The 12980-nt window shown below is 60.9% G+C and carries 10 protein-coding genes; 3 read left to right on the top strand and 7 right to left on the bottom strand.

The genetic code is table 11. The annotated features are described in order from the left end of the window. Positions 1-304 precede the first annotated feature (304 nt). The 3 genes from Q0331_RS04455 to Q0331_RS04445 all read left to right on the top strand — a co-directional run bounded on the left by Q0331_RS04455 (position 305) and on the right by Q0331_RS04445 (position 5724). Positions 305-2533 (top strand): NADP-dependent isocitrate dehydrogenase, encoded by a 2229-nt coding sequence (locus Q0331_RS04455; RefSeq protein ID WP_298075234.1) that lies wholly within the window; start codon positions 305-307, stop codon positions 2531-2533. Between the two features lie 637 nt (positions 2534-3170). Continuing rightward, positions 3171-4502: an O-acetylhomoserine/O-acetylserine sulfhydrylase gene (locus Q0331_RS04450; protein WP_298075233.1), complete on the top strand. Its 1332-nt coding sequence runs from the start codon at positions 3171-3173 to the stop codon at positions 4500-4502. Between the two features lie 34 nt (positions 4503-4536). After that, a complete protein-coding gene (locus Q0331_RS04445) occupies positions 4537-5724 on the top strand; it encodes a homoserine O-acetyltransferase (RefSeq protein ID WP_298075232.1) in 1188 nt (395 codons plus the stop codon). Here the strand turns inward: Q0331_RS04445 and Q0331_RS04440 are convergent. The 7 genes from Q0331_RS04440 to Q0331_RS04410 all read right to left on the bottom strand — a co-directional run. Then, the gene (locus Q0331_RS04440; RefSeq protein ID WP_298075231.1) at positions 5721-6080 is read right to left on the bottom strand and encodes a DUF3017 domain-containing protein; all 360 of its coding nucleotides are present in this window, start codon (positions 6078-6080) and stop codon (positions 5721-5723) included. The two genes, Q0331_RS04445 and Q0331_RS04440, sit on opposite strands and share 4 nt — an antisense overlap. Beyond that, on the bottom strand, positions 6073-6930 hold the full coding sequence (locus tag Q0331_RS04435; RefSeq protein ID WP_298075230.1) for a bifunctional methylenetetrahydrofolate dehydrogenase/methenyltetrahydrofolate cyclohydrolase: 858 nt from the start codon (positions 6928-6930) through the stop codon (positions 6073-6075). Before Q0331_RS04435 ends, Q0331_RS04440 begins: the two co-directional genes overlap by 8 nt. A 74-nt stretch (positions 6931-7004) precedes the next feature. Further along, a complete protein-coding gene (locus Q0331_RS04430) occupies positions 7005-7634 on the bottom strand; it encodes a hypothetical protein (RefSeq protein WP_298075228.1) in 630 nt (209 codons plus the stop codon). Positions 7635-7809: 175 nt separating this feature from the next. Further along, positions 7810-8727 (bottom strand): pilin N-terminal domain-containing protein, encoded by a 918-nt coding sequence (locus tag Q0331_RS04425; RefSeq protein ID WP_298075235.1) that lies wholly within the window; start codon positions 8725-8727, stop codon positions 7810-7812. Positions 8728-8739: 12 nt separating this feature from the next. Continuing rightward, complete coding sequence (locus Q0331_RS04420; protein ID WP_298075226.1) at positions 8740-9660, bottom strand: class C sortase; 921 nt, start codon at positions 9658-9660, stop codon at positions 8740-8742. 33 nt (positions 9661-9693) lie between these two features. After that, a complete protein-coding gene (locus tag Q0331_RS04415; protein ID WP_298075224.1) occupies positions 9694-11184 on the bottom strand; it encodes a SpaH/EbpB family LPXTG-anchored major pilin in 1491 nt (496 codons plus the stop codon). A gap of 247 nt (positions 11185-11431) precedes the next feature. Beyond that, positions 11432-12980 (bottom strand): SpaA isopeptide-forming pilin-related protein (locus Q0331_RS04410; RefSeq protein WP_298075222.1); only part of this gene is annotated, 1549 nt, incomplete at its 5' end.

Genomic DNA, 12980 nt, shown 5'->3' with positions numbered 1-12980 from the left:
GGCGGCGGGAGGGCAAATTTGTAAGTTTCGTTTCGCTCACGGGCATCGCTCGCTTTCATCAGTTGTAGGGACGGGTAAAAGGGTGGGTTGATAGGCGAGTTGACGGGGCTGCGGGAAGTGCGGCGAGTGAGTCGCAAAAGCGCGGCGGGTAGGCGTCAAAAAAATTTTTAGGCTTTAAAACCGAACAGGCCACGCGGTGGGCAATAACCCCGTACCATTCACAGGTTTGTTATTTGCCGTATTCTTGGATCGTAAACCACTAAAAGACCAACTGACTAACTAGAGGCTGGGAGACGAACGCCACATGGCAAAGATCATCTACACCCGCACCGACGAAGCCCCACTCTTGGCGACGTATTCTTTGAAGCCGATTGTGGAGGCTTTTGCTTCGACCTCTGGAGTGGATGTGGAGACCCGCGACATTTCGCTGGCCGCCCGCATCCTGGCCGCGTTCTCCGACGTGTTGCCCGAGGAGCAGAAGGTTGACGACGCTCTGGCTGAGCTCGGCGAGCTGGCCAAGACCCCGGATGCGAACATCATCAAGCTGCCGAACATCTCTGCGTCTATCCCGCAGCTGCAGGCAGCCATCGCGGAGCTGCAGAAGGCGGGCTACGACCTGCCGGATTACCCGTCTGAGCCGAAGACCGACGAGGAGCGCGACGCGCAGGCTCGCTACGACTCCGTGAAGGGCTCCGCCGTTAACCCAGTGCTGCGCGAGGGCAACTCCGACCGCCGCGCGCCGAAGGCTGTGAAGAACTTCGCCCGCAAGCACCCGCACTCCATGGGCAAGTGGTCGCCGGATTCCAAGACGAACGTCGCCACGATGGAGGCCGACGACTTCCGCCACAACGAGCAGTCGGTCATCATGGACGGCGATGACACGCTGCGCATCCAGCTGGTCAAGCCGAACGGTGAGACGCAGGTGCTGAAGGAAGAGCTGCCGGTGCTGGACAAGGAGATTGTTGACGCCACGGTGATGCGCGCCGAGGCTCTCAGCACTTTCTTCCGGGCTCAGGTGGCTCGCGCGAAGGCGGAGGGCGTGTTGTTCTCCGTACACCTGAAGGCCACGATGATGAAGGTCTCCGACCCGATCATGTTCGGCCACGCAGTGCGCGCATACTTCCACGACGTGTACGAGCAGTACGGCGACCAGCTACTGCCGGCAGGCCTGAACGGCGAGAACGGCCTGGGTGCCATCCTGGACGCGCTGGATGCGGGCAAGGTCGACAACTCGGCCGAGATCCGCAAGGCCTTCGACAAGGCTCTGGCCGACGGCCCGGATCTGGCGATGGTGAACTCCGACAAGGGCATCACCAACCTGCATGTGCCCTCCGACGTGATTGTGGATGCTTCCATGCCGGCGATGATCCGCACCTCCGGCCAGATGTGGAACAAGAACGACGAGACCGAGGATGCGCTGGCAGTTCTGCCGGATTCCTCCTACGCGGGCATCTACCAGGTCGTTATCGACGACTGCCGCAAGAACGGCGCCTTCGACCCGACCACGATGGGCACCGTGCCGAACGTTGGTCTGATGGCACAGAAGGCCGAGGAGTACGGCTCCCACGACAAGACCTTCCGCATTGAGGCCGAGGGCCGCGTACAGGTGCTGAATGGCGCCGGCGACGTACTGATGGAGCACGAGGTTGCTGAGGGCGACATCTGGCGTGCCTGCCAGGCCAAGGACATTCCGCTGCAGGACTGGGTGAAGCTGGCTGTGAAGCGCGCCGCCGCTACCGGCGCCCCGGCTGTGTTCTGGCTGGATCCGGAGCGCGCACACGACAGGAACGTGCAGAAGCAGGTGGAGACCTACCTGAAGGATCACGACACCGAGGGCCTGGACATCCGCATTCTGCCGCCGGAGGAGGCCATGCAGCTCTCCCTCGACCGCATCCGCGCTGGCGAGGACACGATTTCCGTCACCGGCAACGTGCTGCGCGACTACCTGACGGACCTGTTCCCGATCATGGAACTGGGCACTTCCGCGAAGATGCTTTCCGTGGTTCCGCTGATCGCTGGCGGTGGCCTGTTCGAGACTGGTGCGGGCGGATCCGCGCCGAAGCACGTGGCGCAGCTGGTGAAGGAGAACCACCTGCGTTGGGATTCCCTGGGTGAGTTCCTGGCGCTGGCGGAGTCTCTGCGCAAGCTGCAGGAGACGGACGATAACCCGCGCACCCCGATCCTGGGCGATGCTCTGGACGCCGCCACCGAGTCCGTGCTGAACGAGTCGAAGTCCCCGTCCCGCGAGGTCGGCGAGATCGACAACCGCGGCTCCCACTTCTACCTGGCGAAGTTCTGGGCTCGCGAGCTGGCTGACCAGACTCGCGACGCTGAACTGGCGGAGATCTTCAAGCCTGTTGCTGACGCCCTCGAGGCCAATGAGGAGAAGATCTCCCAGGAGCTGCTGGATATTCAGGGTCACGAGGTGGACCTGGGCGGTTACTACTGGCCGAACGACGAGAAGACGAACGCTGTGATGCGCCCGTCCTCGACGTTCAATGAGATCATCGACGGCCTGAACACCAACAAGTAGCCGGCTGGGCTGGCAGGACCGGGCTAACCTGCCGGATACCGGCCTATATCATCCCCAGCGCTTGCGCTTTAATGCTGGCGCTGGGGTTTTCCTGTATTCGCGCCCCCTTACCTCCCTCCGCCGCCTTCCCCACCTCACCGCCTTCCCCTTACCCTCACTCAGTCCAGCCTCAGGAGACCCAGATGTCGTTAGAACGGGAATACGTCACTCCGGAGAAATCCAGAGCCCCAGCACCAACCTTCTGACCAGCGGTTTTGCATATTTGCAAACGGTTACAAATAACGCATTCCCGTTCTAGCGACATTTCGCGCGCCAGAGGGGCCTTAAATGTCGGAAAACTTGCAGAACCTTGGGCAGCGGGGGCACCACACCCCAGCGAGACCACCGAAGCTGCGCAGCGGAGCTGTGGAGCTCAGCAGCAACATAGCAGGCAGAAAATGCGCAGTTCTAGACCAAGTGGTACAGCGTTTCCGTAAGTCACAAACCCCTCACCACCTGGAACTTTCTGGCGTCAATAAGAAAAAAGTAGACAGAGCGGTTTACTTTTAATGCGCGTGGGTCTATCGTCGTAACACAGCAAAGCTAAACAGCAAACCAAAGCGCAAACCAACCAACAAAACCCCAAAGGACCACACCAATGCCGAAGTACAACAACGAGAACGCAGAGCAGTGGGGCTTCGCCACCCGCCAGATCCACGCAGGCCAGCCCGTCGGTGACACCGGCGCGCGCAACCTGCCGATCCACTTCACCACCAGCTACGTCTTCAACGACGCAGAACACGCCAAGCAGCGCTTCCATCTGGAAGACCTGGGCCCCATCTACTCCCGCCTGACCAACCCCACCGTCGAGGCGCTGGAGAACCGCCTGAACTCCCTGGAAGGCGGCGTGCACGCAGTCGCTTTCGCCTCCGGCATGGCCGCCGAAACAGCCGCGATCCTGAACCTGGCCGGCGCCGGCGACCACATCGTCGCCTCCCCGCGCCTGTACGGCGGCACCGAGACTCTGCTACAGCACACCCTGCCGAAACTGGGCATCGAGACGACTTTCGTGGAAAACCCCGACGACCCGGAGTCCTGGAAGGCCGCCGTCCGCCCGAACACCAAGGCCTTCTTCGCAGAGACCTTCGCAAACCCGCAGGCAGACGTGCTGAACATCCCAGCCGTCGCGGAGGTCGCTCACGCTAACCAGGTCCCGCTAATCGTGGACAACACCCTGGCCACCGCAGCCCTGGTCCGCCCGCTGGAGCTGGGCGCGGACGTCGTGGTTGCATCCCTGACGAAGTTCTACACGGGCAATGGCTCGGGCCTGGGCGGCATCATCGTCGACGGCGGCTCCTTCGACTGGTCCGTTGAGCGCGACGGCCAGCCGGTCTTCCCCGGCTTCGTCAACCCGGATCCCGCCTACCACGGCCTGAAGTACGTGGACCTGGCCCCGGCTGCCTTCGGCATGAAGCTCCGCGCCGGCATTATCCGCGATACGGGCGCCACCCTCTCCGCGTTCAACGCATGGGTTGTGGCCCAGGGCTTGGATACGCTGACCTTGCGCATCGCCAAGCACAACGAGAACGCGAAGGCCGTGGCAGAGTTCCTGGCCGAGCAGCCGCAGGTAGCCACCGTGAACTACGCGGGCCTGCCGACCTCCCCGTGGTTCAAGGTCAAGGAGGAACTGGGCTTGGAATACACCGGCTCTGTCCTGAGCTTCGACCTGAAGGTCGACGACCCGACCTCGGAGGAGGCGAAGGAAAAGGCCTGGGCCTTCATCGAGGCCCTGCAGCTGCACTCTGACCTGGCAAACGTTGGCGATGTGCGTTCCCTGGTGGTGCACCCGGCCACCACCACCCACTCGCAGTCCGATGCGCGCGGCCTGGCCCGCGCGGGTGTGTCCCACGCTACGGTTCGCCTGTCCGTGGGCATTGAGGACATTACCGACATCATCGACGACCTGAAGCTCGGCTTCGCGGCCATCTAAGGCTGTCTAGGATCTAGGCTTTAGGCTGATTCCCATGAACCCCGAGTTCCTCCCCGCTTCTGGCGCGTCACGCACGGTCTCTATCGGCGACGTGGTCACGGAGGCGGGTGTAACTATTTTTGACGCCGAACTCCGCTACTTCGCGTTCTACGATTCTCCGGATGGCGCCGCGGACTATGCCGAGTTCTCCGCCGGTCCCGAGCCGGGGCTGTCCCCGGAGGAGCGGCCGATTGTGCTGATCGAGCATGCCCTCACTGGCGACGGCAATGCGGCCGACTGGTGGGCGGACATGGTGGGTCCGAACAAGCCGATCGACACCACCCGCTACCTGGTACTCTGCGCGAATGTGCTGGGCGGCTGCCAGGGGTCCACCGGCCCGAGTTCGCCGCACCCCGACGGCAAGGCGTGGGGCTCGCGATTCCCCGCTTTGTCGATCCGTGACATGGTTACGGCGGAACGGCTGTTGTTGGAGCGTGTGGGCGTCACAAAGGTCCATGCCCTTGTGGGTGCCTCGATGGGCGGGGCGCGGGTGCTGGAGTGGTCGCTCATGTACCCGGAGATGGTCAACGCGGCGTTACCGATCGCGGTGAGCGCGCGTGCGTCTGCGTGGCAGATTGGCCTGCAGTCCAGCCAGATCCGCTTCATTGAGGCGGACCCGGCCTGGCAGGGCGGCGATTACTACGACTCGGGCAAGGTTCCTTCGCATGGGCTGGGGCAGGCGCGCCGCATCGCGCACCTGACGTATCGAGGCGAGCTGGAAGTCGATGAGCGTTTCGGGGTGGATCCGCAGAACGGCGAAAACCCCTACGGGCCGTACCGCGACCCGCACCAGCGCTTCGCGGTGGAAAGCTACCTGGATCGCCAGGCAGAGAAGCTGGTGGCACGCTTCGATGCGGGCAGCTACGTGGTGCTAACCGACGCGCTGAACAGGCACGACGTCGGCCGCGGACGGGGTGGCATGAACGCCGCCCTGGGCTCGTGTGAAGTGCCGACGATGGTGGTAGGTGTGGATACCGACATTCTGTATCCGCTGCACCAGCAGGAACACCTGTCGCGCAATCTGGGGGACTTCATCGGGATGTCGAAAATCACCTCTCCGACGGGCCACGATGGGTTTCTGATTGAGTCACGCCAGATGGGGCAGGCGTTAGCGAAGTTCCTGGCGAAGGCGGAGATCATCGCCGAAGGTACCGAGGGCGCCGAGGGAACTGCGCGAGCTTAGCTGGTCAGCGGGTCGACGCTCACGGCGATCCACAAAATGATTATGCCGATGGCGGCTGTGAAGGCGGTATCGAACTTGCGCGAACGCACCGCCAGCACGCCCAGCACGCGGGAGTCCAGGAGTAAGCGAAGTACAGCCAGGTAGACCATCGCGCTGCCCAGCATGACGCTAGCTCGACGCCACCTGTCCACCAACAACAGCGCCAGCACAGCCAGCAGCATCAGCCCGAACAGCCCCAGCAGCACGTACTGGACGGAGCGGGAAAGCCGGGAGGGCGGGTTGTTCCGGTCGTGGGGGTTATCGAGGAGCCGCTGGCGGGCGTCGCCGATGCGGGCTGGGCGGGAGCGATTAGGCACGCAGCAGCTTCTCCGCGCGCTCGACGACGTTGCGCACCAGGAAGGCTCGGGTCAGCGGGCCTACTCCCCCGGGGTTCGGGGACACGGCACCGGCGACGTCCCACACGTCCGGGTGTACGTCGCCCTTCAGCTTGCCGTCGTCGCCGCGGGAGACTCCCACGTCCAGGATCGCTGCGCCCGGCTTGACCATGTCCGCGGTGATCATGTGCGGCACGCCGGCGGCGGCGACGATCACGTCCGCGGCCTTCGTCTCCGCCGCCAGGTCCTTGGTGCCGGTGTGGCACAGGGTGACAGTGGAGTTCTCGCTGCGGCGGGTGAGCATCAGGCCGATCGGGCGACCGACCGTCACTCCACGGCCGATGACTACAACCTTCGCGCCGTTCAGCTCCACGCCGAAGCGGCGGAGCAGGTGGATCGCACCGTTGGGGGTGCAGGGCAGCGGGGCGGGCTCGTTGAGCACCAGCTTGCCCAGGTTTACCGGGTGCAGCCCATCGGCATCCTTCTCCGGGTCGATGCGCTCCAGCACAGCATTTTCATCCAGGTGCTTCGGCAGCGGCAGCTGCACGATGTAGCCGGTGCAGGCATCGTCGGCGTTCAGCTCGTCGATGACTGCGTTGAGCTCTTCCTGGGAAACGTCCGCCGGGAGGTCCTTGCGGATGGAGTTCACGCCGATCTGCTCGCAGTCCTTGTGCTTCATATGCACATAGGAGTGGCTGGCCGGGTCGTCGCCCACCAGCACGGTGGCCAGGCCGGGAGTCACGCCCTTTTCCTTCAGCGCAGCGACGCGCTGTTCCAGGTCGGCGAAGATCTCGTCGCGGTAGAGTTTTCCATCCAATTTAGTAGCTGCCATGAGCCCCATTATTCCACGCGGGCTCGCTGGGATCGAGGTGGCGTCATGGCTAAGAGAGCAACTAGTGCACGAAACTAGTAGGGCCTACCCGGCCAGTGCGGCGCATAGGCGACAGTTGGACGAGCAGGGTTCGTGGCGGCCACGACCACGCCAATGACGACGATGGCGATTCCGGCCAGCGCGACCGAGGTGGGAATGGTGAGAGTATGCTGCAGGGTCGTTTCGGTATCCAGCCAGGTATCGATGATGTCGATGTAGCGCTGCCCCTCTTCCGAGGTGATTACGTCCCGGCCGTCAGGTCCCCCAGTGGGCCAAGCTTTTTCTCCGTACTCCCGGATTTCCTCGCGGAAGTCCCACCCTGGCACCAGCGAGAAAGCCGCCCCGCCGCCCCACCACACGAGCATGCCGCCCCAGAAGATGGCGAGGGAATCCTTGCACCACTTCGGGATCGCGAGCGCAACGAAGTTGAGGAGGCACTGGATACCAAAGAAGAGCGGGCCGACCGCGGCTGCGACCAGGAGGATCCCCACCCAGTCCTTGCCATAAAACACGAAGCGCAAGACGCAGTACACGATCGGCATAAGGAAGGCAGCTAGCCAGCCGATCAGCAAAGGCATGAAGCGAGAGTCCTGGCCGGTTTGCGGCGGCGGGGCATACCCGTAGGCGGGCATAGGGGCAGGCGAGCCGTAGTGAGGGTACGTCATGCCACCGATCCTGTCAGACGGCGGGCGCTTTGGCTGGGGATTCTGGGCATTAGGGCGAACATGGCCAAGAGCATGAAAAACCGCGGCACGTTGGGACTATGCCGCGGGGCGGGATGAGGTTTTTCTTCCATACTTATAGAAGAATCTGCACGGTGGGAATGTTCCCACAGCTACTTTATTTCTCCTGTGATTCAGCCAGATCACGTCGGCGGCGAAGCAAGGTAAATGCACCCACAACAACGAGCATGGCTCCGATAAGCGCCACCCACCACAGATGCGCTCCGGTTTGCGCCAGTCGATCGATGATGCTTGAAGACTCGCCGCCTTCATGACCACCGCCTGGGCTATTTGGCGGTGCTGGAGTATCCGGGTGCTCCGGCGGCGGGGTACCTGGAGTGCTTGGCTTATCGGGCGGCGTTCCGGGCTTATCCGGAGGCGTTCCGGGCTTATCCGGTGGCGTTCCTGGATTGTCCGGCGGCGTTCCTGGATTGTCCTCCGGCTTCGGCTTCGTATTCACCGTCACGTTGTAGTTCCAGCTGCCGGTTTCTCCGATAGGGATCGTGATGAGGAAAGGACTGGACTGGCGGTATTCCTTAGTAGGATCCGCGCCCTCGTATTCCGTGACCAAGTACATGCCGACCGGGAGGCCGGTGAACACTGCCTTACCGGAACTATCTGTGTACGCCTCAAAGGTTCTATCGAACCCCTGCCGACGAGCATCGGCTACCGAGAGCCGCTTCGCCTGATTCATCCCCTTCTCGGTAGTGAGGTCAATCCCCTGGACACGCTGCGCTGTGAAGCGAATGTTGTCGATAGGCCCAAAGGGTTTCTTGCCCCCTCGGTCGTCCCACCAATTTGGTTCGCTTTTCACCACAGTGAGAGTACCGAGACGGGTAGCATCAATAAACTTCACATCCAGGCCTTCGACCTGGCCTGTGATGGTGTGCTGCTTCGCGTTAGCCTGCGGCACAACAGGGGTGGGGGCAACGAGCGGAGTGCCGACCAGAGCCACGACTGCGCCCAAGCCGAACACGGAGCGGCGCAGCCCGGCACGGTGCACCGGCGCCCGCTGTACCTGTGACGCGGTGTTCATGAGGTTCACGGCTTATTCCTCTTCCATTTCTTCTTCGCCTACTACTACCTGTTCGGATTGTCTGGCTTTCTGCTTCTTCCGCTCGCGAAGGAACCACCAAGTAATCAGTGCGATGATCAACACTGCGGCGGCGAGCAGTAGCCACATCCACCACTGCATCAGCTTGCCGCGATCATCGAACACGTTGCTCTCGTTCTCATCCATTGGAACGCGGTGGGCGTGCACCAGGAGACGGTGGGTATTCACGCCGTAGGGGGTGCAAGTGATGAGGGTCAGCAGGTCCTCGTCCGGTCGGGTTTTGAGGCTGTCGACCTCGTCCGGCAAGACAACCTCTGTGTCGTACACTTCGTACTTCATCTTCTCGCCGAAGGTGGATACGTAAACCGCATCGCCCTTCCGCACGTCCACGAGGTCATCCCACAGCGTGGCGTTGGACAGGCCTGTGTGGCCTGTAATTACCGCGTGAGTTCCCTTTCCGCCTACAGGTAAGGAGGATCCGTAGAGGTGCCCAAGACCTTTTTGCAGAATCTCGTCGGAGGTCCCGTGGTAAACGGGTAGGCGCGATTCGATGGACGGGATAACCACCTGGCTCATGGCGCTCTGCCCAGAGAGCTGGGAAAGATACTCTTCGTATGCGGGGTTATCCTCGCTGACGCGAGCCAGCCACGGATCCAGGATTGGTCCGTCCTTGTGCGTCGTGTTATACCTGCGGGCTTCCTCTACCGCTCGACTAAGGGCTTGAGGGTCCGTTTCCTTCAAGTCTTGTTCGTATTTTTCCGCGATCTTCTGTTGCTGGTGGTTGTTCCACTGCGTGGCGTAAACGGGATAAAGCATGACAAGCAGCCCCACTACCACTAAGAGGATGGGGAGGAAGGTGCGCCGAAAGAGTGATCGCGGTGCGCTCTTTCGATGCTTACCAATTGTGCTTGTCATGCCTGTTGCTTTCCCGTTCGAACTGCCTAGCCCCTACTGCTGGGTGCTTCGGCGAGCTGCGTAGAAACCGCCACCGATAATTGCCAAACCAGCCAGAACGATGGCCCAGAAGCCTGCGCCACCGGTGTTCGGCAGGTGGTTTTCGTCGGTGTAGTTCTTGATGTTGGCGGTGTACTCGATTGCCTTGATCGGCGCACCGTTTTCGTCCACATCGCCCTTCTCCAGCTTGAAGTGCTCAAGCGCATCGTTGGCCACGTAGCCTTCAGGTGCCTTGGTCTCCTGCAAGCAGTAGTTGGTCTCCGAGTCGGCCTGGTTGTTGGCGAAGTCGGTAACGTGTACGCCCTCGATGGTGACAGTGCCCTGGTCGTTGGTGGTCCACTTGTCCTGGCCCTGGACGTTCAGCGGATCGGTGCCTTCCTTCTTCTTCCAGGCCCCGTTACCTTCGTCGACACACTGCACCAACTGGAACTCTGCACCCTTCAGCCTCTTGTTCTCATCGTTGCCGTCGGTCTTGTTGATGGTGACCTTGCCCCAGTAGGTGTGAACCTTATCCGACGTCTTCTCTGTGTCGTGGTCGGAAGAGCCGTTATTGGTGATCAGCGTTGCGTCGTTGGGAACGTGCTGGATGAAGCCGTTGGTCTTGGTCGTGATGGTGGTGAACACGAGGTCGGTGGACTTCAGCTTGTTGCGGCCAGTTTCGGTGAATTCGACCTTAATCTCCTGGCCGTTCTTTACCAACTCGTAGTCGGTATCCGCCACCAGTTCTTGAGCGCTGTCAGCGGCCGCTCCGTACTTCACCTTGACAGTAGCGTTTGCAGCGTCCAGGTTCTGATCAAGCTTATCCTTGACGATGTACTTGCTCAGCGTGGAATTCTTAGCAACAGCCGGAACACCCGTGGTGATCGTGTACTTGTAGTCCTGGCCTGCCTGTGCGTTCTGGTCCTCAACTTCCTTGGTGATTGTCACCTTGGAGTTCTTCGGGTACGCGTGAACGTCATAGATCCAGCCCTTGCCCTCCGAGTTGGTCATCGGCACATACACCAGGAACGGTGCGCCGGGCACCAGACCCGAATCAGCCGGGACTTCGGTTTCGGTGACCTTGTAGAGACCCTTTGGCAAGTTCTCGAACTTCAGGGTGCCATCTTCGCCGGTGGTGCCTTCCTTGGAGTACGCACCGTCGCCTTCCCGTGCCTTAGCCTCGGAAGGATTGGTAATCTCGCGTGCCTTTGCCCAGTCGCCGCTGTTGTTCAGTGGCTGAACCAGCTCAATCTTGTACTTGACGCCCGCGGCTGGTTCACCAGAAGGGTTCTTAATCTCAGTTCCGTCGCCCTGCTCGCCCTCAGCGCCGATGCGCTTGTGCAGGGTAAGGGAAAGTTGCTTGGTGTTGTCGATGGTGCTGACGGCCTGCGCCTGTGCGGTCGGGGCCTCGTAGACTACTTCGGCGCCGACGGTGCCGGCAGCCAGTGCGATAGCGAATGCAGCGGACAGCGCGCCTACGCGCTTGCCGACAGTTGCGTTAGACATGAAAGTCCTTCTTTCTTACAAGTGAATGAGTAGTGGAAGTTGATCCGAGTGGTCGAGGGCACATGGTTGGCAATACTCGTGGCGAGCTACTTGCGGTGAACACTGCGCGCCGTCGTAACGGATCCTTGTGTGAGCAATGTGGTTTCTTGGCTTCAGGTCATCGTGCCCACCCGGGTCCATCTCGGCACCGGCCTGGGGTACTGGGGTGAAACATTGTTCTCCTCTTTAGAATTTGTGCACGTCAGGGTTAGTTCAGTCGTCGGCGTATGCCCATGGCTCCTGTGGCTGCGATGAGAAGCCCCGCGAGAATGGGGAGCATCACACCGTCGCCACCGGTCTTTGGCATCACGCCCTGGTGCACATTGGCCACCTGCAGCCATGCACCGTCTGGATAGTCCTGTGGCAGGTCACTCGGCTTAGACGCAGCAAACAGTGCGTTCTGCTGGTCCGACTCCACGATCGTCTTGCCATTGGCATCTCGTTTGATGCTGATTTTCACCGGGGTAGGCAAGAGCTGATAGCCGTCCGGCGACTTCGTCTCCAACAAGAAGTAGGTTCCGTAGTCCAGTTCGGTCCAGAGGTACTTTCCATCCTCTGTGACCTTGAGGTCCGCAATTTTGTTCGCCGCCGGTCCCGTGGGGTCTTGGTCGTAGATCGCGAACTGCGCCCCGTATTTGTCGCCGTCGCGCGCGGGGATAGTCGTGATGTTTCCTGCGGAGTCCGAATCAACCTTCCATAGATAGAAACGGGTCTTATCGGGTCCGGGATAGCAACCCTCGTCTTCGAGGTCGCCCATCTTCACGCTATTGGCGAAGCCGCCGCGCTCTGCACTGCATTCTGGTGCGTCGTCACCGTCACCGGGTGTGACGCCACCTTCCCCGCCTCCGGCCGATTCAGTTCGAGCTTTATCGTATTCTGCCTTATCAAGGGTGAACTTCAGTTTGACTCGGTACCGATGAGTGCCGTCGCCATGCTTGGGATCCTGCCGTCCAACTGCATCGATGGTGCGCTTTTCCCGCATTTCTGGGGAGTCCTCGGAACCTTCTCGGTCACAGTTGTCTAGCCGGAAGCTTCCCGTTTGCAGCACGTCAGATTCTACCACGCACGAAGGTGTGTCTCCCGGTTGTTTGTCCTTGGACGTGTATTCGTCAGTGAAGTACACCTCCGCACCGGTGAGCTTCGCCCCCTTGGGCAGCTTCGGGGTATCGGTGGGCGCCGGGTAAACGTATTCGTTAAGGTCATCAAGGCTCTTAACCGTCACGTCATAGGCGGCAGTGTACGTAACATTGCCTTGGCCATCCGTATCGGAAGTGATGTCGTCGAAGCCGACCTTTCCGTCACCGTTGGTGTCGATGGCAGTCTTGCTCAATGCACCTGGGCAGGAATCGTAAGCAGTATCGTTCGTCGGGTCTTCGTCTTTGTCATGGTTAATCACAGACGCCGTGTTAGGGCGACATTCCGCACCGGACTTCAATGTCGCGCCAATGATGACGGTCGCCTTACCGCCGGCAGGCATGGGTCCGAAGAAGTAGGTTTTTGTTATCTCACCGGTTTGGGGATTCTCGGTGGCAGGTTGAGTGTGGACATTCCCACCGTCGTACCCCTCGTAAACAACCTGGTTGTACTCCACGAGGCCTTCGTAGGTTGCCGGCAGAATGTCGTACAAGGTGAAACCTGACGAAGCACCTTTTCCGATGTTCTCAACCTCCAGCGCCCAATACTTCTTGTCCCTGGGCAAGCCGGCATCATAGACCTGTTTCAGTCGGGGGTCTCCTGGATCCAAAGTAGTTTTCTTT

Source organism: uncultured Corynebacterium sp. (assembly GCF_937999985.1).
Classification (GTDB): Bacteria; Actinomycetota; Actinomycetes; order Mycobacteriales; family Mycobacteriaceae; genus Corynebacterium.
Note: the sequence above shows the minus strand (reverse complement) of the source record. Positions and strands in the feature narration are given on the sequence as shown.

Coding starts and splice junctions, on each gene's coding strand:
- Q0331_RS04415 (WP_298075224.1), bottom strand. CDS start 11,184: ATGTCTAACGCAACTGTCGGCAAGCGCGTAGGCGCGCTGTCCGCTGCA.
- Q0331_RS04430 (WP_298075228.1), bottom strand. CDS start 7,634: ATGACGTACCCTCACTACGGCTCGCCTGCCCCTATGCCCGCCTACGGG.
- Q0331_RS04450 (WP_298075233.1), top strand. CDS start 3,171: ATGCCGAAGTACAACAACGAGAACGCAGAGCAGTGGGGCTTCGCCACC.
- Q0331_RS04420 (WP_298075226.1), bottom strand. CDS start 9,660: ATGACAAGCACAATTGGTAAGCATCGAAAGAGCGCACCGCGATCACTC.
- Q0331_RS04425 (WP_298075235.1), bottom strand. CDS start 8,727: ATGAACACCGCGTCACAGGTACAGCGGGCGCCGGTGCACCGTGCCGGG.
- Q0331_RS04455 (WP_298075234.1), top strand. CDS start 305: ATGGCAAAGATCATCTACACCCGCACCGACGAAGCCCCACTCTTGGCG.
- Q0331_RS04445 (WP_298075232.1), top strand. CDS start 4,537: ATGAACCCCGAGTTCCTCCCCGCTTCTGGCGCGTCACGCACGGTCTCT.
- Q0331_RS04435 (WP_298075230.1), bottom strand. CDS start 6,930: ATGGCAGCTACTAAATTGGATGGAAAACTCTACCGCGACGAGATCTTC.